At 69.9% G+C, this 19,699-nt stretch carries 16 protein-coding genes; 3 read left to right on the forward strand and 13 right to left on the reverse strand.

Going from position 1 to position 19,699, the window contains the following annotated elements; translation table 11 throughout:
- Nucleotides 1-355 precede the first annotated feature (355 nt).
- The 3 genes from ABD156_RS02415 to topA form a co-directional block, all read right to left on the reverse strand.
- The gene (locus ABD156_RS02415) at nucleotides 356-1,204 is read right to left on the reverse strand and encodes an ESX secretion-associated protein EspG (RefSeq protein ID WP_344265608.1); all 849 of its coding nucleotides are present in this window, start codon (nucleotides 1,202-1,204) and stop codon (nucleotides 356-358) included.
- A 63-nt stretch (nucleotides 1,205-1,267) separates the two neighbouring features.
- Nucleotides 1,268-2,431: an MFS transporter gene (locus ABD156_RS02420; RefSeq protein ID WP_344265612.1), complete on the reverse strand. Its 1,164-nt coding sequence runs from the start codon at nucleotides 2,429-2,431 to the stop codon at nucleotides 1,268-1,270.
- 61 nt (nucleotides 2,432-2,492) lie between these two features.
- Nucleotides 2,493-5,372, reverse strand: coding sequence for a type I DNA topoisomerase (topA, locus tag ABD156_RS02425; RefSeq protein WP_344265615.1), 2,880 nt, complete (start codon nucleotides 5,370-5,372; stop codon nucleotides 2,493-2,495).
- A gap of 306 nt (nucleotides 5,373-5,678) precedes the next feature.
- Here topA and ABD156_RS02430 point away from each other — a divergent pair, with 306 nt between their 5' ends.
- Complete coding sequence (locus ABD156_RS02430) at nucleotides 5,679-6,494, forward strand: S1 family peptidase (RefSeq protein ID WP_344265618.1); 816 nt, start codon at nucleotides 5,679-5,681, stop codon at nucleotides 6,492-6,494.
- 65 nt (nucleotides 6,495-6,559) lie between these two features.
- Here ABD156_RS02430 and ABD156_RS02435 read toward each other — a convergent pair whose 3' ends face one another.
- Together ABD156_RS02435 and ABD156_RS02440 are read right to left on the reverse strand one after the other, a co-directional pair.
- Entirely contained in the window at nucleotides 6,560-7,261 is a 702-nt protein-coding gene (locus ABD156_RS02435) for a hypothetical protein (protein ID WP_344265621.1), read from the reverse strand.
- A gap of 65 nt (nucleotides 7,262-7,326) precedes the next feature.
- Complete coding sequence (locus ABD156_RS02440; protein ID WP_344265624.1) at nucleotides 7,327-8,163, reverse strand: lipase family protein; 837 nt, start codon at nucleotides 8,161-8,163, stop codon at nucleotides 7,327-7,329.
- 325 nt (nucleotides 8,164-8,488) lie between these two features.
- Here ABD156_RS02440 and ABD156_RS02445 point away from each other — a divergent pair, with 325 nt between their 5' ends.
- Entirely contained in the window at nucleotides 8,489-9,256 is a 768-nt protein-coding gene (locus ABD156_RS02445; protein ID WP_344265627.1) for a nucleotidyltransferase domain-containing protein, read from the forward strand.
- Here the strand turns inward: ABD156_RS02445 and ABD156_RS02450 are convergent.
- Both ABD156_RS02450 and ABD156_RS02455 read right to left on the reverse strand, forming a co-directional pair.
- Nucleotides 9,223-9,816 carry a hypothetical protein gene (locus ABD156_RS02450; RefSeq protein WP_344265630.1) on the reverse strand — a complete coding sequence of 198 codons (594 nt, stop codon included), beginning with the start codon at nucleotides 9,814-9,816 and terminating at the stop codon, nucleotides 9,223-9,225. The two genes, ABD156_RS02445 and ABD156_RS02450, sit on opposite strands and share 34 nt — an antisense overlap.
- 131 nt (nucleotides 9,817-9,947) lie before the next feature.
- Nucleotides 9,948-12,209 carry a sodium-translocating pyrophosphatase gene (locus tag ABD156_RS02455; RefSeq protein ID WP_344265633.1) on the reverse strand — a complete coding sequence of 754 codons (2,262 nt, stop codon included), beginning with the start codon at nucleotides 12,207-12,209 and terminating at the stop codon, nucleotides 9,948-9,950.
- A gap of 276 nt (nucleotides 12,210-12,485) precedes the next feature.
- Here ABD156_RS02455 and ABD156_RS02460 point away from each other — a divergent pair, with 276 nt between their 5' ends.
- The gene (locus tag ABD156_RS02460; RefSeq protein WP_344265636.1) at nucleotides 12,486-15,590 is read left to right on the forward strand and encodes a DEAD/DEAH box helicase; all 3,105 of its coding nucleotides are present in this window, start codon (nucleotides 12,486-12,488) and stop codon (nucleotides 15,588-15,590) included.
- 46 nt (nucleotides 15,591-15,636) lie between these two features.
- On the opposite strand, the gene ABD156_RS02465 is transcribed toward ABD156_RS02460, so the two are convergent.
- From ABD156_RS02465 to ABD156_RS02490, 6 genes are all read right to left on the reverse strand, one after another.
- The gene (locus tag ABD156_RS02465) at nucleotides 15,637-16,257 is read right to left on the reverse strand and encodes a bifunctional DNA primase/polymerase (protein WP_344265639.1); all 621 of its coding nucleotides are present in this window, start codon (nucleotides 16,255-16,257) and stop codon (nucleotides 15,637-15,639) included.
- Nucleotides 16,258-17,347: 1,090 nt separating this feature from the next.
- Nucleotides 17,348-17,710, reverse strand: a complete 363-nt coding sequence (locus ABD156_RS02470; protein WP_344265642.1) for an Rv3654c family TadE-like protein — start codon at nucleotides 17,708-17,710, stop codon at nucleotides 17,348-17,350.
- Nucleotides 17,707-18,045, reverse strand: coding sequence for a TadE family type IV pilus minor pilin (locus ABD156_RS02475; protein ID WP_344265644.1), 339 nt, complete (start codon nucleotides 18,043-18,045; stop codon nucleotides 17,707-17,709). The genes ABD156_RS02470 and ABD156_RS02475 overlap by 4 nt, the downstream gene beginning before the upstream one ends.
- On the reverse strand, nucleotides 18,045-18,209 hold the full coding sequence (locus ABD156_RS02480; protein ID WP_344265646.1) for a DUF4244 domain-containing protein: 165 nt from the start codon (nucleotides 18,207-18,209) through the stop codon (nucleotides 18,045-18,047). Before ABD156_RS02480 ends, ABD156_RS02475 begins: the two co-directional genes overlap by 1 nt.
- 30 nt (nucleotides 18,210-18,239) lie before the next feature.
- A complete protein-coding gene (locus ABD156_RS47780) occupies nucleotides 18,240-18,650 on the reverse strand; it encodes a type II secretion system F family protein (RefSeq protein ID WP_377926767.1) in 411 nt (136 codons plus the stop codon).
- Nucleotides 18,651-18,931: 281 nt separating this feature from the next.
- Nucleotides 18,932-19,684, reverse strand: coding sequence for a type II secretion system F family protein (locus ABD156_RS02490; protein WP_344265651.1), 753 nt, complete (start codon nucleotides 19,682-19,684; stop codon nucleotides 18,932-18,934).
- Between the last annotated feature and the right edge of the window lie 15 nt (nucleotides 19,685-19,699).

Raw genomic sequence — 19,699 nt, forward strand, 5'->3', positions numbered from 1 at the left:
ACTGCCCCTCCGCACGCCGACTTAAAGGCGATCCCGCCGCGGCGGCGGAGCCGACGCCATAAAACACAGTTTGCCGCGCAGACCCGCAAACCCAGCCCCGGCCAACCCGGCTCCGGCTAACCCGGCCACGCCAAACCCAGCCCCGGCCAACCCAGCCACACCAAACCCAACCCCCGCTAACCCAGCCACACCAAACCCAACCCCGGCCAACCCAGCCACACCAAACCCAACCCCCGCTAACCCAGCCACACCAAACCCAACCCCGGCCAACCCAGCCACACCAAACCCAGCTCCAGCTAACCCAGCCACTTCACCCCCACCCCCGGCACCCCCAACCCTGGCAACCCCACCCCCGTCAAATACAACTCCGCACCGCCTCCACGATCCAAGCCTCCGCAGTCCCCCGAGTAGCCGGTGACCACGTCACCACCCATCCACCCCCACCCTTCGGCGCGGCCCGAAACTGATACCGCCCCTGGTCGTTGTCCACCAGCCCGAACGCCCCATGCGGATACTCCGCCAACACCGAGTCCCGCACAGCCAAATCCACCAGCACCGTCCCCTGCCGAGGCCGAGCCACCGCTGCCCGGATCACATCCAGATCCCCCCACGCCGCCCGCGGGATCAGGCCGCTGTCATCCGTCTCAATACGCACCGCAGGGCCCGGACCAGGCGGCCGGTCCGGGAGGCCGTCGAACACCCATCCGGGCAGTGCGCTGAGCATTCCGGACCGCAGCCGCGCCCGGCGGCCCAGTTTGCTCATCACCGTGGTGAAGTCCTCGTCTCCGAAGAACCGCACCTCCCACGGCTCCTCGCTCGCCGGGAACACCCCGGTGACCACTCCCCGGATGAACCCTCCGCGCAGCACTCGGTACAGCTCGACCGCCTCGGCGGTCACCTCGCCGTCGGCGGCGAGCCCGAGCGCGGCCATCCCGGCGACGAACCGCGTGTACTGCTCCACCTCCTCGGCCAGCCCGGCGCCGAGCATCGGCCCGAACGACTGCCGGACCTCCTCGGCGAGGCTCAGTCCCGAAGCCGCTCCGGCGGGCTCCTCCTCGGCCAGCACGGGCGGCACCTCGAAATGCGGGTCGTAGAACTCCATCACCGAAGGCCGCTGCGGCATCTCGGCCCGCAGCGGTCCGATGACCTCGTCGATGACGTCGAAGACGACGGGTGCTGAACTGCTCACCCCGTCATTGAACACCCTGGTACCGACAATTTCTCGAACTTTTGTTCGAGTCAACCCATCCGTGCGCCGAGCGGTCGGTCAGCGCCGCGGAACCGGGTCGCCGGCACGCATCGTCGGGGCCAGGAAACCGACCGTCACCACGAGAGCGCCGACCACCGCGAGCGCCCAGTGCAGGCCGATCCCGCCGCTCAGGCCGCTGACCAGCACCGGACCGGCGAGGAACCCGAAATACCCGCACGCCGCGACGGCCGCGATCGCCCGGCCCGGCGCGTCCGGCTGCTTGCGCCCGGCCGCGCTCCACGCGAGCGGCACCATCCCGGACACCCCGAGCCCGACCACGGCGAACCCGATCACCGAGACCACCGGCACCGGAACCGCGACCACCAGCACGAACCCGGCGACCGTCACCGCGGTCGCGACCCGCATGAACAGCACCGCACCAACGCGCTCGACGACCCGGTCGGCCACCGTGCGCACCGCGATCATCGTGATCGAGAACGCGAAGTAGCCCAACGACGCGACGGCCGCGCTCGCCGTGGTGACCTCCCGGAGGTACACCGCGCTCCAGTCGTTCACCGTGCCTTCCGCGACGAAACCGCAGAACGCGATCACGCCCAACGGGATCAATGCCTTGCTGGGCAAGGCAAACGCCGCCTCGCCCTGTCCGCGATCAGCACCCGGCAAGAACTGCGAAGCCGCGAAAATCGCCAGCACCAGCAGCACCACGCCAGCAGCGGTGAAGTGCGCTTCGATCGGCACGCGCCACAGCTCCATCAGCGCCGCGACGCCCGAGCCAGCCAGCCCGCCGATGTTCCAGAAAGCGTGGAACCCGGCGAAAATCGGTCGCCCGTAAGCCTCTTCGACGCGCGCGGCGTGCGCGTTCATCGACACATCCAGCAGGCTGTTGCCCACCCCGAGCACCACCAGCGCGGCGACGAACAGCGGCACGTCCGGCGCGAAGGCGACGAGCGGGAGTCCTCCGCACAACACGGCAGCCCCGCAAAGAACCCCGCGCCGGCTGCCGATCTTCGTGATCAACGGCCCCGCGGCCAGCAACGCGACGACCGAACCGGCAGCAAGCCCGAACAGCCCGATCCCGAGTTCTCCGGCGCTGAGTCCGAGTTTCGCTTGCACCGCAGGCACTCGAGCCGCCCACGAAGCGAATGCCGCACCACACACCGCGAAAACCACCGAAACCGCGGCGCGAGCGCGCTGTGTCTCCCCCAACCGTGTCTCCCCCATCCGTCCCCCTGACACGAGAAAGGGCCACCCGGAGTTTTCCGGGTGGCCCTTCAGATCCTCGTTACTTCGACTTCGTCGCCGTACTGCTCCGCTTGGCCGGAGTCTTCTTCGCAGTGGTCGACTTCGCCGCCGCCGACTTGGTCGTGGTCGACTTGGCCGCGGTGGACTTCGCCGGCGCCTTGCGCGTCGTGGTCCGCTTCTTCGGAGCCGGACCCTTCGCGCGCTTCTCCGCCAGCAGTTCGGCCCCGCGCTCCGCGGTGAGTTCCTCGATGCTGTCGGACTTCCGCAGCGTCGCGTTGTACTCGCCGTCGGTCACGTACGGGCCGAAACGGCCGTCCTTGACCACCATCGGCTTGCCCGACACCGGGTCGTCGCCGAGTTCCTTCAGCGGCGGACGCGCGGTGGCCGACCGGCCGCGCTGCTTCGGCTCCGAATAGATCTTCAGCGCCTCTTCCAGCGTGATCGAGAACAGCTGGTCCTCGGTCTGGATCGACCGCGAGTCCGTGCCCTTCTTCAGGTACGGCCCGTAGCGCCCGTTCTGCGCGGTGATCTCGTCGCCCGACTCCGGGTCCTTGCCCACGACGCGCGGCAGCGACAGCAGCTTCAGCGCGTCGTCGAGCGTGATCGTCTCGACCGACATCGACTTGAACAGCGAACCCGTACGCGGCTTCGGCAGCTTCGCCTTCGCGGCCTTCTTCTGCGCCGCGGTGGCGTCCTCGGGCAGCTCCGGCTCAGGCAGCAGCTCCGTGACGTACGGGCCGAAGCGGCCTTCCTTCGCCACGATCTCGTGTCCGCTGACCGGGTCGGTGCCCAGCACCCGGCCTTCCTGCGGCGTCGCGAAGAGCTTCTCCGCGATCTCCGCGGTCAGCTCGTCCGGCGGCAGGTCTTCGGGCAGGTTCGCGCGCTGCGACTCGCCGTTGACCTCGCGCTCCAGATACGGGCCGTACCGGCCGACGCGCACCACGACCTGGTGGCCTTCGGCGTCGCTGAACATCGGGATCGAGTTGATCTCGCGCGCGTCGATGCCCTCGACGCTTCCGTCGACCAGCTTCTTCAGCCCGCCCAGCCGGCCGACCGAGCCCTCGACGCCGAAGTCGCCGCCGAAGTAGAACTTCGACAGCCATTCGACGCGGTGCTCGTCGCCGCTGGCGATGCGGTCCAGCTCGTCCTCGAGACCGGCGGTGAAGTTGTAGTCCACCAGCCGTTCGAAGTGCCGCTCCAGCAAGCCGATCACCGCGAACGCGACCCACGACGGGACCAGGGCGGAGCCCTTCTTCCAGACGTAGCCGCGGTCCTGGATGGTCTTGATGATCGACGCGTACGTCGACGGGCGGCCGATGCCAAGCTCTTCCAGCTTGCTGACCAGGCTCGGCTCGGAGTAGCGCGCGGGCGGCGACGTGGAGTGGCCGTCCGCGGACAGCTCGGGCGCGGTCAGGCCCTGGTCCTTGACCAGCACCGGAAGCCGGCTCTGCTTGTCGTCAGCCTCGCCGCCGGCCTCGCTGTCGACCGCCTCGACGTACGCCTTCAGGAAGCCCGCGAAGGTGATCGTGCGGCCCGAAGAGGCGAAGGTGCACTCCTCGCCGGTCGCCGCGGTGCCGACGATGCGCACCGACATCGTGGTGCCCTTCGCGTCCGCCATCTGCGACGCGATGGTGCGCTGCCAGATCATCTCGTAGAGCCGGAACTCGTCGGTGTCCAGCTCTTTCGCGACCTGCCCCGGCGTACGGAAGACCTCGCCCGACGGACGGATCGCCTCGTGCGCTTCCTGCGCGTTCTTGACCTTGCGCGTGTACTGGCGCGGCGACGGCGAGACGTACTCCTTGCCGTACAGCTGCGTTGCCTGGCTGCGCGCGGCCGTGATCGCCGACTCCGACAGCGTCGTGGAGTCGGTACGCATATAGGTGATGTAACCGTTCTCGTACAGCTTCTGCGCGACTCGCATCGTGCGCTCGGAGGTGAAGCGCAGCTTGCGGCCCGCCTCCTGCTGCAGCGTCGACGTCATGAACGGCGCGTACGGCTTGCGCGTGTACGGCTTCTCCTCGACGCTCGCGACCTTGAAGTCACGCCCGTTCAACGCCTGAGCCAGCGCCCGCGCGTCGGACTCGCCGAGCACGCGGATGTCCGCGGCGTTGCCCTTGAGCTGACCGTTGGAGTCGAAGTCGCGACCCGTCGCGAGGCGCGAGCCGTCGACCGCGACGAGGCGCGAGGGGAACGTACGCGGCGAAGCGTCCGCACCGGCGTCCATGGTCGCCGAGATGTCCCAGTACGACGCCGAGGTGAAGCGCATCCGCTCGCGTTCGCGCTCCACGACGATCCGCGTCGCCACGGACTGCACGCGGCCCGCCGAGAGCTTCGGCATGACCTTCTTCCACAGCACCGGCGAGACCTCGTAGCCGTAAAGCCGGTCGAGGATGCGGCGGGTCTCCTGCGCGTCGACGAGGTCGGCGTCCAGCTCGCGGGTGGCCGCGGCGGCCGCCTGGATGGCCTGCTCGGTGACCTCGTGGAAGACCATCCGGCGCACCGGGACCTTGGGCTTCAAGGTCTCCAGCAGGTGCCACGCGATGGCCTCGCCCTCGCGGTCGGGGTCCGTCGCGAGGTAGAGCTCGTCGACGTCCTTCAGCAGCCCCTTCAGCTCGGTGACCTTGGACTTCTTGTCCGGGGTGACGATGTACAGCGGCTTGAAGTCGTTGTCGATGTCGACCCCGAGCCGCGCCCACGACTCGCCCTTGTACTGCGCGGGGACGTCGGCGGCGCCGCGGGGCAGGTCCCGGATGTGCCCGACGGAGGACTCGACGACGTAGTTGCCGCCGAGATAGGGGGCGATCTTGCGGGCCTTGGTTGGCGACTCGACGATCACCAGCCGCCGTCGATCGGCACCGCTGCCCCCGGTACCGCTCTTCTTGGTCCGTGTTCCTGCCACGCTGCCCTGCTCTCCACTCATCTCCGCGCCGCCGCAGCGGCGCTCTCACCCCTGCACCAGAGGGGTACTGCGCCCGCGTCTCGACCTGTCAGTGTGCACGTCCCCGGTGTCCGCGCAGCGTCGAGGTGCCCTGTCGAGCCGCCGGGCCCTTGCCCGTCGGATCGCCGCTGACCTCGGCGATGTTTCTCCTCCACACCTAGCACGTGATGTCGGACACGTGCCGTGCAGGGTAACTGGTCATACCACCGATACCCTCCGTTAGACGGTGGCGGGTCCAAGTAAGTCGACGGTTCACTTATTCCTCCCCCCAGCCGAAAGGAACCCACCATGATCCGCCGACTGGTTGGCGTCGCGATCGCCGTCACGGCGACATTCGCGCTGGTCACCGCCCCCGAAGCAAGTGCGGCGACCACCACGTTCACCGGCGCCGTGGCGCTGTCCAACTGCTCCGGTTCGGTCGTGAAACCGGCCGCCACGCCGATGGACGCGCCCGCGATGGTGCTGTCGAACGGCCACTGCCTCGAGGAAGGCATGCCCGATCCGGGCCAGGTGATCGTCGGACAGGCCTCGAACCGGTCGTTCGACCTCCTCTCGCCGGACGGGCAGAGCTCGGTGGGCACCGTGACCGCGACCAAGGTCGTCTACGCGACGATGACCGACACCGACATCTCGCTGTACCAGCTGTCCGACACCTACGCCGACATCCAGCAGAAGTACAACGTGCCGCCGCTCGAGCTGGTCAACAGCCACCCGCAGGCGGGCACGCCGATCGACGTGGTGTCCGGGTACTGGAAGCAGATCTACTCCTGCTCGATCGACGGGTTCGTGCACGAACTGCACGAGAACAACTGGGTCTGGAAGGACTCGATCCGCTACGTGCCGGGCTGCGCGACCATCGGCGGCACGTCGGGTTCGCCGGTCGTCGACCGCAACACCGGCAAGGTCATCGGCGTGAACAACACGTCCAACGACAACGGCGAGAGCTGCACGCTGAACAACCCGTGCGAGGTCGACGAAGCCGGCAACACGACCGTGCGGCCGAACTACAAGTACGGCCAGGAGACCTACGGCATCCCGGCCTGCCTGACCCCGGCCAACGAGATCGACCTCAACCAGCAGGGCTGCACCCTGCCGAAACCGTAAGACTTCCCCACCGGAAAGGTCCCTCGTCGCTTCGCTGAGCGACGGGGGCCTTTTCTTGTGCGCAGCTACCCGACAGCCTCCAGTAAATACTGTGCGGGACTCTCCGCCGGAGCCCCTCGACGCGGCCCGTCTGGCGTCCGTTCGCGGCGCTCCCCGGCCGGTGGCAGCTCCGGCCAGACCGACTCCGCCCCAGCGGGCGGTTCGCCGATCAGCTCCAGCAGGCCAGCCAGCTTCCGCCGCCCGCTCACCCGCACCGCGGGCTGCTCCGCCTTCGGCCCGAGCAGCCGCGCCTGGACGCCCAGCGCCGCGAGCGCGGTCAGCAATTCCTCGTGCATCCCCGGGGCCAGCGGATCGACGCCAAGCAGGTAGCCGCCGGGTTCGGGACGGCCCGCCGCCAGCGCCCACATCCGCAGCATCGCGCCGCTCAGCCGGAAGCCGCCGGGCACCGCCTTGCCCGAATCGTCCTCCACCGGACCGGTGTGCCCCGGCCGCAGCCATTGCTCGGCGAACCCGAGCAGATCGACCCGGAACGACGTGCGCACCTGCGATCTGCCGCATTCGGCCACCGCGACCTGCGCGTCCGCGCCCCGGCCGCGGCATTCCCTCGCCAGCACCCGAGCCCGCCACGACTCCTCGACCAGCACCGACAGCCGCGCCGCCGTGCGGCCGAACCCGGTGATCTGTCCTTGGCAGCACAACAGCCCGGCCAGGTCTGGCAGGCCCGGGCCGGTCGCCTCCGCCGAAAACAGCGAGATCGTCCGATCCACGCCGCCGATGATAGAACACAAGTTCGATTGAACGCGAGGGTCGAGCTCAGGTTTTCCCCGATCGGTCAGCAGGTGCTGGGCGCGGGCTTTCCGGCGAACCGCCCGGCGAGCCAGTCGAGCGCGGTGGGCGTGGCGACGGCGTAGTTGGCGATGTGGCCGAGCGCGGTGCCGGGAAGGACTGAAGGGAGCCGGATGTCGTCGACTTGCACAGTCGCACCGCGACGGCACCAATCTGCGGCGGTGGCGCGGACGGCTTGGGCGGGAACGATGTCGTCGTTGTCGCCAGTGGACATGAGCACCGGCGCGGACGGCGAGATGGCACCGAGCCGATGGGACGCGAGGATGGCGCGAGTTTCGGGATTCGCGTTGAGCATCGCGATAATCGACTCGCCGCGGGCGGTGAAGTCGCCGGAGCGGCGGTAACCGTAGTCGAGTGCGGTTTCCACGACGCACTGCCCGGAAACCTTCTGCAGCATGGCTTTTCCGGCGTCGTTCAGCCCGGCTTGGATGATCGGCGCGGTGTCTGGATAGGCAGCGATGAGTCCGTTGAGGTAGTAGCCGAGAACGCCGGACAGCAGGGTGTCGGAAAGCTTGTCGGAGAGTGCGGCGAGATCAGTGGGAGCAGCGCCCACATAGGACCCGCGGAGGTCGAGTTCGGGAGCGTAGGCACGCGCCGCTTCGGCCGCGCCGCCCGCTGCGCCGCCGCCCTGGGAGTAGCCCCAGAACGCGACCGGGCCGCTCGGGGCCGGAGTGCCCGGCAGCCGCTGAGCGGCGCGGGCGGCGTCGATGGCCGCGTAGCCGCGGCTGAGCAGGCTGGTCATGGCAACGACTTCGTAGCCCGCCATGAGGTCGAAGGGCGGGCGGTAGTGCACGGGAGTGTTGAGCATTTCGACGGCGCGCACTGGTCGCCCTGCCCGTGCGTGCCGACCGCGAGGGAGACCAGCGGACGCGGTCCCGGGCCGCGCCAAGCTACCGTCGGCGCGAGCGGCCCAGAGGCGAGGGTTCGGTACGGATCAGGTCGCCAGGCTTCCCCGCAGGCAGGAAACCGGCGGGGTGCAGAAGTCCGTCGACGCTACAGCCGCGCTGATCAGCGCAGAGACCGCGACCAGCACGGCTGCGGCTGCGCGATCGGCGCCGTCGAGGGGATGCCTGCGTCATTGATTGCAGCCTGAAGCGCCAGTGCCGGTATACTAATACCGGTATGGCAATACCGGCCTGGGAGGGAGCTTGTTCAAGGTCGCCGAACGCGTCCAGATCCGCGACGAGCTGATCGCCGCCGCCCGTCAAGACGTCGACATCGCCGGAGCCGCCCTGGTCGGTTCGACCGCACGCGGAACCGAGGACCGATGGTCGGACATCGATCTCGTCCTTCAGCTCGCGGAGAACGCGAACGAAGCCGCGGTAGTCGCACGCTGGACGCGATCGCTCGACGAGAAGTTCGGAGTCGCCGACACCCTCGACGTCATCTCACGCGAGGGCGTTCGCTACCGCGTCTTCCTTCTCGACTCTTCACTCCAGGTCGATGTGTCGTTCTGGCCGCACGAGCTCTTCCGCGCCACCGAGGACGGCTTCCAGCTCGTTTTCGGCCAGGCCAACGAACCGACCAGCGCCCCGAAACCGGGCAGAGAACAGGTGATCGGCATGGCGTGGCTGTACGCGCTGCATGCCCGCTCGGCCATCGCCCGAGGCCGGACGTGGCAGGCCGTCCTGATGCTCGACGACCTTCGCACCCAGATCATCGCGCTGGAATGCCTGCGGCACGGCTTGAATCCTTGGCACGGGCGCGAAGTCGACCAACTGCCCGCGCCGGTGCTGGAGACGTTGCAAGACGGCCGGGCGGTGTCGGTCGGCTTGGATGAGCTCGAACGGTCTCGGCAGGTCCTGCTTCAGCATTACCTGGCCGTCGTCGAACACCACGACGCGGAGCGGGCCGTCGCCCTTCGGCGGGCACTCGATCCTGCTCAGCGCGGCGCGGGCGGCACCACCAATTGCTGACAGCCCGCCGCGCGCTTGCCCGCCGCGGACAGGGCTGGTGTCGCGTCCAAGCCCTTGAGGACGTCGAGGCGGGAAATCTGGTCGATAGCCGACTTCGCGTCGTCCAGCGCCGCCTTCACCGCGTCGGGATCGGCGGCCGCGTCGAGTTTGCCGCGCACCTCGTCGGCCTGCTGCCGCACCGAGGTGAATTGGCCGAGCAAAGCGGTGCGCGCCGGTTCGCCGCCCGGCAGCGGCGCGGGGCCGACCCGGTGCAGTCCGGACACGGTCTGGTCGATGCCGGTGGCGACTGACGCCAGGAGATCGCTGGACGTGCGCGTGGCCTGCGCCGACGAACTCGGGTCGATCGAGGGCAGATTCGCCAAGGCACGAACCAGATGCGTGACCGCGCCGCAGTATCCGTCGGCCCACTTCGCGGCCGGATCGACCTGGCTCGCCGCCTCCGCGTGCCCGCCGGAGGAGACCTGCTCAGCCGGCGGCGGCGGTTGCCCGCAACCCGTCAACCCGATGCCGATTCCTGTTGCCAGCGCGGCTAAACCGGTCCACCGCGGCCGCACTCGCACCACTCCCGTCCCTCGAAATCCGTGTCCTCCGCACGGTACCGACCCGCCGGTAGTCCGCAACTCGCCCCGTCTTCCGGACGCGAAAGGGCCCGGCACGCACAAGGCGTACCGGGCCCGAATGGAGCAACGCGTCAGGCTTTCGCCTCCGCCGGAGTCTCCGCCATGACACTGCCGCGCCGCTTGGACACGACGATCGCCGCCACGATCACCGCGACCGCGACCACCGCGATCACGATCCGCCACGTGGTGTCCGCGCCGCCGCCGAGCGTCAGCGTGACCACCGCGGGCGCGATCAGCACCGAGACCAGGTTCATGACCTTGATCAGCGGGTTGATCGCGGGACCGGCGGTGTCCTTGAACGGGTCGCCGACGGTGTCGCCGATGATCGTCGCCTCGTGCGCGTCGGAACCCTTGCCGCCGTGGTTGCCGTCCTCGACGAGCTTCTTGGCGTTGTCCCAGGCACCACCGGAGTTGGCGAGGAAGATCGCCATCAGCGTGCCGGTCGCGATCGCGCCGGCCAGGTACCCGGCGAGCGCACCGGTGCCGAGGCCGAAACCGACCGCGATCGGCGCGAAAACGGCCAGCAGACCCGGCGTCGCCAGCTCCCGCAGCGAATCGCGGGTGACGATGTCGACGACCCGGCCGTACTCGGGCCGCGTGGTGCCCTCCATGATCCCCGGGATCTCCCGGAACTGGCGGCGCACCTCGTACACCACCGCGCCCGCGGCGCGCGAGACCGCGTTGACCGCGAGACCGGAGAAGAGGAACACCACGGCCGCGCCGACGATCACGCCGACCAGGGTCTCCGGGCTGACGATGTTCGCGACGAACGAACCCGTGCTGCCGACGGCCTTCGAGATCGCGTCCGAATAGGACCCGAACAGCGCGGTCGCCGCGAGCACCGCGGTGGCGATCGCGATGCCCTTGGTGATGGCCTTGGTGGTGTTGCCGACCGCGTCCAGCTCGGTGAGGATCTGCGCGGCCTTCTCGTCCACGTCGCCGGACATCTCGGCGATGCCCTGCGCGTTGTCCGAGACCGGGCCGAAGGTGTCCATCGCGACGATGACGCCGACGGTGGTCAGCAGGCCGGTGCCGGCCAGCGCCACCGCGAACAGCGCGACGCCGCCGCCGAGCAGGAACGCGCCGAACACCGCGGCGGCGATCACCAGCGCGGTGTACACGGCGGACTCGAAACCGACCGAGATACCGGACAGGATCACCGTCGCCGCACCGGTTTCCGACGTCTTGCCGACATCCTTCACCGGCTTGTGCTCGGTGCCGGTGTAGTAGCCGGTGATGCGCAGGATCAGCGCGGCGAGCACGATGCCGATGATCACCGCGACCGTCGCGATCACCGCCGGGTTGCCGGTGTTGTGCGCGAAGCCCTCGCCGAAATCGGCGAAGCTGCTCGGCAGGTAGATGAACGCGGCGACCGCCGACAGCACCGCGGAAATGACCGCGGAGATGTAGAACGAGCGGTTGATCGTGACCAGACCGCCCTCGCCCGCGCGCGCCTTCGTGATGTAGACGCCGATCACCGCGGTGATCACGCCGATGGCGGGCACGATCAGCGGGAAGATCAGGCCGTGCGCGCCGAACGCGGAGCTGCCGAGGATCAGCGCGGCCACGAGCATCACCGCGTAGGACTCGAAGAGGTCCGCGGCCATGCCGGCGCAGTCGCCCACGTTGTCGCCGACGTTGTCCGCGATCGTCGCGGCGTTGCGCGGGTCGTCCTCGGGGATACCCTGCTCGACCTTGCCGACCAGGTCAGCGCCGACGTCGGCGGCCTTCGTGAAGATGCCGCCGCCGACTCGCATGAACATGGCGATCAGCGCCGCGCCGAAACCGAAGCCCTCCAACACCTTCGGTGCCTGGCCGGTGTAGACGAGCACCACGATCGCCGCGCCGAAAAGGCCGAGCCCGACGGTGATCATGCCGACCACGCCGCCGGTGCGGAACGCCACGCGCATCGCCTTCTCGCGGCCGCCTTCCTCGCGCGACGCGGCGGCCACGCGCAGGTTCGCCTGCGTGGCCAGCCACATGCCGAGGTAGCCGATGGTGAACGAGAACACCGCCCCGACGAGGAAGAAGATCGACCGGCCGATCCGTTCGCTCCAGTCGTCCGCGGGAAGCGCGAACAGGAGCAGGAACACGATCACGCCGAAGATGGCGAGGGTGTTGCGCTGCCGCTTCAGGTATGCGGCCGCACCTTCCTGCACTGCCTTCGCGATGTCCTGCATCTTGGCGGTGCCCTGGCCCGCGGCCAGCACCTCCTTGAGCAGCACGTAACCGATAGCCAGTGCGACAAGGGCGACCACGGCGACCACACCGACGATGGTGTAGCCACCCCCGGTGAGCGTGATGCCGCCCTCCGCGAGGAACTGCCGGGACATTCGTCCTCCTGGGAACGCCGTCTGGCCAGCGCGGGCCCGTCGTACCCGGCGCGCCTGCACTGGCGGGGATCTGTGCCGAAGGACACGCTAGCCGTGCAAGCAATGCACGTCTCACATGACGCTCGCCACAGTGGGTGTGGATCGAGGGAGTGTATTGGTAGTGATCTGCGCGTCCGCAATGCGTCCCGGTCACAGCACGTTCGGTAACCTTGTGTGATTGGTCACTGGATCGATCTCGGCCAGGTTTTGTCGGTGCCCTGTGCGAAGCTTCGGCACGTGGTGGGAGAGCGAGGACGGAGGCTGCTGGACCGGGTCACAGCGGGGATCCCGGCGCACGAGAATCCGGTGACGCACGTGTCCCGGCTGCCGGAACGCGCGGCCCGGCACGAGCCGTGGCCGGAGTGGGCGGAGCCGTCGGTCGTGGCCGCGTTCGGCGCGGCCGGAGTGGAAAAACCGTGGCGGCACCAGGCCGAGGCGGCTTCGCTGGCGCATTCGGGCGCGCACGTCGTGGTGTCCACCGGCACCGCGTCCGGGAAGTCGCTGGCGTATCAGCTGCCGGTGCTCAGCGCGCTGGCCGCGGACGGGCGGGCGACCGCGCTGTACCTCTCGCCGACGAAGGCGCTCGGCGCTGATCAGCTGCGCGCGGTGTCCTCTTTGGACGTCGCGGGCGTGCGCGCGGCGGCGTTCGACGGGGACACCCCGATGACAGAGCGCGACTGGGTCCGCGCGCACGCGAACTGGGTGTTCAGCAACCCCGACATGCTGCACCGCGGCATCCTTTCGGCGCACTCCCGATGGACGCAGTTCTTCCGCCGGCTGCGGTATGTGGTGGTCGACGAATGCCACAGCTATCGCGGCGTCTTCGGCTCGCACGTCGCGCTGTTGCTGCGCCGCCTGCGCCGGGTGGCAGAGCACTACGGCGCTTCACCGGTGTTCGTGCTGGCTTCGGCGACCACCGCTTCGCCTGCCTCGTTCGCCACGCGCCTCACCGGGGTGGAGTGTTCCGCGGTCACCGATGACGCGTCGCCGCGCGGGGCGCGCACGGTCGCGCTGTGGGAGCCGCCGCTGCTGGACGAACTGACTGGGGAGAACGGCGCGCCCGTCCGCCGTCCGGCCGGGGTCGAGACCGCGCGGATTCTCACCGAACTGGTGGTCGAAGGCGCGCGATCGCTGGCTTTCGTCCGCTCCCGTCGCGGAGCCGAGCTGACCGCGCTTGGCACCCGCCGCCTGCTGTCCGAAGTGGACCCTCGGTTGGCGGATACCGTTGCCGCGTACCGGTCCGGCTATCTCCCTGAGGAGCGTCGGGCGCTGGAGCAAGCTCTGCTCTCTGGTCGCCTGCTAGGTGTCGCGACCACGAATGCGTTGGAGCTGGGCGTCGACATCGCCGGCCTGGACGCCGTGGTCCTGGCGGGTTATCCCGGCACTCTCGCGTCTTTCTGGCAGCAATCCGGCCGCGCCGGGCGTTCGGGCGATGAAGCCTTGGTGGTGTTCGTCGCGCGGGATGATCCGCTCGACACTTACTTGGTGCACCATCCGGCCGCGTTGCTGGAACGCCCGGTGGAGACGGCGGTGCTGGACCCGACGAACCCGTACGTACTAGGCCCGCAGCTCGCGTGCGCCGTCGCGGAGTTGCCGCTCACCGAACCAGAACTGGAAACCTTCGGCGGCGACGCGGCCCGGGCGGTGCTGGCGGATCTGGCGGCGGAGAAGCTGCTGCGCCGCCGGTCGAGCGGCTGGTACTGGACTTCGCGCGACCGCCCGCACGGCGAAGTCGGCATCCGCGGCTCGGGCGGCGACCAGATCGCGGTAGTGGAAGCGGACTCGGGCCGAATGCTGGGCACCGTCGACCCCGGCTCGGCTTGCTACTCGGTCCATCCGGGTGCGGTGTATCTGCACCAGGGTTCGTCGTACGTCGTCGATGAGCTGGATCTGGAGACGGGTCTCGCGCTGGTGCACGCGGAGGATCCGGACTGGACGACTTCGCCGCGCGAGATCGTGGACATTTCGGTGCTGTCGACGGAAGAACAATGCCGCCACGACGGGGTGACGGTGTGCCTGGGCGAGGTCGCGGTGACGTCGCAGGTAGTGGGATATCTGCGACGGCGGCCGTCCGGCGAGGTGCTGGACCATACGCCGCTCGACCTGCCGGAGCAGAGCCTCCACACGAGGGCGGTTTGGTACACGGTTTCGGGTGAGCTGCTGGAATCTCCGGCTGGGGTTGGCCGAGGTTCAGTGGGCTCGCGGACCGGTGGCGATCTCGGCAGAGTCGCTGCCGGGTCGGCGACCGATGGGGCGGGCGACGAGTCGGCGGGAACCGAGTACACGTCACCGGCCACCGGGAATCCCGGCCGAATCGGCGCGGGGCCAACGAGCGGCGAGGAAGCGGGAGAGCCGGCGGGGACCGGGAGTTCGCCTGACTCCGCGGAAACCGGCGGGGCCGCCACGGCGTCATCGATCAGCGGTGCGGTTGGCGAACGAGCGGGGATCGGAAGCGTGTCGCCGACCGCCGCGGAGAACGACGGGGCCGATGCGGGGAGAGCGGCCAGCCGGGCGACTGATGAGCCGGTGGGGACCGGAAGCAAGTCGCCAACCGCTGCGGAGATCATCGGGACCGCTGAGGCGTCGACGGCCAGCCGTGCGGTTGGCGAACCAGCGGGGACCGGAAGCGCAGAGCCAACCGCCGCGGAGAACGGCGGGGCCGCTGGGGCGTCGACGGCCAGCCGTGCGATTGGCGAACCAGCGGGGACCGGAAGCGCAGAGCCAACCGCCGCGGAGAACGGCGGGGCCGCTGCGGGGGCAGCGGCCCGTCGGGCGGATGGAGAACCGGTGGGGACCGGGGGCGCCTCGTCGGTTGTCGGGGTAACCGGCGAAGTTTCGGGGCAACCGGCGGGTGGGCGGGGGCCCGGCGCCGGGGTCGAGATCGGTGGTGCGGTGGGACCGGTGGGGACCGGGGGTGCTGGCAGAGCACCGGGGGGCGCCGGTTTGCTTCCGGCGCGCGTCCCCGGTGCCCTGCATGCCGCCGAGCACGCGGCGATCGGCCTGCTACCGCTGTTCGCTACGTGCGACCGCTGGGACATCGGCGGGGTGTCTACCGCGTGGCACGAGGACACCGGGGAGGCGACGGTGTTCGTGCACGATGGGCATCCCGGGGGTGCGGGGTTTGCCGACCGCGGTTATGCCGCGATTGTCCCGTGGCTGGCCGCTACGCGGGAGGCGATCGTCTCCTGCGAGTGCCCGACGGGCTGCCCGTCCTGCGTCCAGTCGCCGAAGTGCGGGAACGGCAACGATCCGCTGGACAAGGCAGGGGCGGTGGCCGTGCTGGGAGCCGTGCTCGGGGCGTTGCGTCAGCACGGGGAACAGTGCGGCCACGGTGGAACGTGAAGACTGTCTTCGGTTGTCGCGTGCTGCCTGCCGGGGTGGAACCGGATCAGGCGGCGGTGCTCTCGACCAGCATCGGGGCGTGCTCGTCGGCGAGGGCGCGGACCAGCACGTCCTGCACCTCGGCGGCGGGCGGCAGCTGCCAGCCGCACACCTCGGGCTTCACGCGCCAGTGCACGACACCGTGCTGGAACGGCGACGGCGGCAGCGGGATGTAGCTGTCCTTGCCGTGCCACTGCACGGAGATCTGGTCGGCGAGTTCGGCCGGGAGGTGCTCGGAGGGCGAGGTGAGGAACAGCCACCGGCCGTTCGGCATCGCGACGATCGGAGCCGGGTGCCCGATGGACCGCAGCAGCCGCGCGGCGCGCTTGCCCAGTTCCTGGTCGACCTCGACCGCGTCGAGCACGGTGCCGGTCGCCACGAGCAGGCTGTGGGTGCGGTCGGAGAACCAGCTGGCGACCTCGTGGGCGTGCGAGCCGACCAGCTCACGCCACTCGTCGCGCACCGGCACCGGCCGGCGCCAGGTCAGGTCGTCCCCCTCCGCGGTGATCGGTTCCGGGGTCGCCCCCGGAAGGACCGGCCAGCCGCGCCAGGCGAGGCCGATCGCCTCCGCACGCAGTTCGATGCGGAAGGCGTTCCGCCAGCTGTCCGGCCAATTCGCGTCCAACATTGCTTTCCTGCCTTCGAGGTCCGGTTTTCGCGCCGTCCGGGTCGGGGCCGTGGTGGCGCATGTCTCACTAAACGGCAAGTTGCACATTGCGGGGAAGACTCCGCGCGACAACCGGCCGTTACCGAGCGATGAACGCCCAGTAGCCCACTGTCCGGCCGATAACAACGCGCCGATCACCGGCCGCTGACCCCGCCGCCGGTCCCGCGAGAACGGGCCCACCACGGGATTCGACACTTTCTCGCCTTTCCGCAGGCGTGCTGACGCATCCCGTCGAGCAGTGCGCTGACCTGGGGATTCAACCGTTCGGCGTCCGCCAGCGACCGCTGCTCGTAGCGTTCGCCACTCGTCGCCGGCGCCGGAAAAGTCCGGACGGACGGGGTGACCCGAGGACTGGTCACCGGTCCGGCGCGCCGCCGATGAGCGGTTCCGGCGGGTGACCGGAAGGCCTCCGGCGGAGGCCCACGGTGACGGTGCAGGCGGGGGGCGCGCGGGGCGTGCGGGGGCGGGTGGCAGGTTGCAACTCCCTTCGGTTGGGGCGGGCGAGGCCGGTACGGGGGTGGTTCGCGCGACTGGGCGGCAGGCCGGCGGCGGGATGGTCGGCTGGCAGCGGACTGGTGGCTGGGAGGCAGGCTGGCAGCGGGCTGGGCGGCGAGCTGATAGCTGGCGGCCGGTCGGCGAGTTGGCGGCTGCCTGGTCGCCAGGCTGGCTGCCAGTCGGCAAGCTCGCGGCAGGCTGGCTGCCAGTCGGCGAGCCGATGGTGGGCTGGCCGGCCGGCGGGCTGGTGGCTGGCTGGGCGGCGGGCTGGCGACTGGCCGCTGCCAGTCGGCGGACCGGTGGCGGGCTGGGCGGCGGACTGGCGGCTGGTCGGCGAACGAGCGGCTGGTTGGCGGACTGGCAACCGGTCGCGCGGCCAGCCATGGCGTTGGCGGGCCAGGTGCCGGACTGGCCGCGCATTTCGCTGCCAGTCCGGCAGCGCTCGCGTGAGCCCAGAGACCGGCCGCCGCGCGTCGCGGGGATACCAGTCTCAGGTGTCGGCCCACTCCGCGAAGCGACCGCCAGCTGCCCCCAACGGCTCGGGGTGGTTGTCCGGTCAGGGAGGTTCGTCTACTGGGCCGGCGCGGGCTTTTGCGGTGGGGGCGGGCAGGCCGGGGATCGGGGCGGTCGTGGCGCGGACCTCGATGTAAGCGTCGCGGTTGTGCCAGCGGCAGCTTGTCAGCACGGCGCGCTCGTGGTCGGCGACTTCCTGGGCTCGGGCGCAGGCGGTGGTCGGCCCGGCGGCGGCGTGGGCGGCTGCGGCCAGTGCGCCCAGGTCGGCGGCGGCTTCGGTGCGGTGGCGGGCGATGATGGCCGCCGCCAGCCACCAGACCAGGACTGTCAGGGTGATCAGGGTGGCTGCGGCCAGGGCGGTCCAGATGGTGGCGACGCCGGCGTCGCCACGGCGTTCTTGGGTCATGAGGGTGGGCCTGGTTCGACGATGGCGTAGGCGGTCGCGCTCAGGTGAAGAGCTGCCAGTGCGTCAGTGGTTACTTCGGCGGTGAGGCCGTCGCCGGTGCGGTGGATAGTGAGGTGCGCGCCATTCGGGGCAATGGTTTGGACCACTGCGTCGGCGGCTCCTGGCTGTCCGGCCGCGGTGAGGCGGGCGGCTTCGCGGGCGGCGTCCAGGCATCGGAGGTGTCCGGCGATCGCGCTGGTGCCCGCTAGCAAGATCGCCAGCACGGCGGTCAGCGCGCCCAAGGACAGGGCGGCTTCTACCGTGACGAATCCGCCGTCCCGGCGACGGCCGGCCATCAGGTGGCCACCGTGAGGGCTTTTTGCACCAATCCGGCCAACGCCGCGGAGACCGAGTCTCCGCTGAGGAGCACGTAGAGCGCGACGGCGAACGCCGCCGCGGCTACCGTGCCGATGGCGTATTCGGCGGTGGTGGTGCCCTCGTCTCCGGGCAGGAACCACATGGTCGGTTGTCCTTTCTCTCGTTGACGGGTTCACAGCAGGCCGCCGATTCGCCCGGCAAGGCCGAGCACTACCGGCAGCACGCCGAGGGCGAAGAACGCAGGCAGGAAGCACAAACCGACTGGCAGGGCCAGTGCGACCCCGGCTCGTTCGGCGCGTTCTTCGGCTTCGACGCCCAGTCCGTCGCGGATGCGGCGGGCCAGGTCGGCCGCGGTCGAGGCGAGTGCTGCTCCGGACCGCGCGGTACGGGTCGCGGCTACTGCCAGTTCGGCGAAGCCTGGTCTCGCTCTGGTCGGTGCCCAGGAGGGGATCGGGTCGGCACCGAGGGCTAGCAGGTTTGCTGTTGCGTGCAGGGCGTTTTCGGTGTCTGGCGGTGCGCCGGGCGCTACCGCTTCCAGGGCGGTGGGGACTGGCATTCCGGCGCGCAGGCAGGCGGCGAGCATGTCCAGGACTGACGCTGAGCGGAGTCGTTCTGAAGTGTCGTCTGGGTTTTTGGGATGGCGGGATCGACGGAGGAGCCACCAGGTGCCCGCTCCGGCGGCTAGTCCTACTGGGATTCCGGTTAGGACGGTGGCGGACAGGGCTATGACGATTGCGGCTGCGGGATGCCAGACCGCTGGTCTCGGGGCGCGGCGGGGGCGGCTGGGTTGGGCTAGGTGCCGGGGCGGGGCGGTGTTTGGCCAAAGCAGTAACGCGGCGGCGACTAGGGCGAGGGGCAGGGCGGTCATGGGGTGGCCTTGCGGTTGGTCAGGGTTCTTGACCAGGCGGTGCCCGCCCATAGCAGAGCTGCGCCTGCGACCAGGAATGCTTGTCCGATAAGGGTTTCGGCGAGGACGGCGAGGGGGTTGGCACCGATTAGCTGGCCCATGGCCAGGCAGCCGACGGGGAGCACGGTCAGGACTATCGCGCTCATCCGCGGTCCGGCCATTCTCGCGTGCAGGCGGCGGGTGAAGACGACTTCGGCGTCGACGTCTCGGCGCGTGGCGTCTAGGGCGTCGGCGATGGGCAGGCCGTGGCGGCGGGCGAGGTTCCAGGATTGGGCGAGCGCGGGGAGCGCGGGTGAGTCCAGGGTTCCGTCGAGGCGGGCGGCGGTGGAGAGGTTGTGGAGTTCCGAGGCTAGTTCGGGGACTGCGTCGGCGGCTGCTTCGGCGGCGGTTACTGGGTGGGCACCGGCTCGTAGTTCGGAGACCATCGTGCGGAGGACGGTCGAGGTGCGTTCGGCGCGGGTCAGGGTTTCGGCGGTTTCCTTTCTGCTGCGCCATTCCTGGCGGACGGCGAGGGTGAGCAGGGCGGTGGCTATCGCTGCGCCTATTCCGCCCAGTGGTAGGGCGACGGCGGCTGGGGTTAGCCAGAGCGCGCGGCGGGGCGGGATGGGGAGACGGAAAGGGTGGCGGGGTGACGGGAGGAGGCGGTTGGGGACGGTGGGCCAGCACAGGATTCCGGTGCCTGCGCAGAGGAACGGCCATGCGGAGATCAACGGGGGCACCTCGAT

The organism is Amycolatopsis albidoflavus (genome assembly GCF_039525725.1).
GTDB lineage: Bacteria > Actinomycetota > Actinomycetes > Mycobacteriales > Pseudonocardiaceae > Amycolatopsis > Amycolatopsis albidoflava.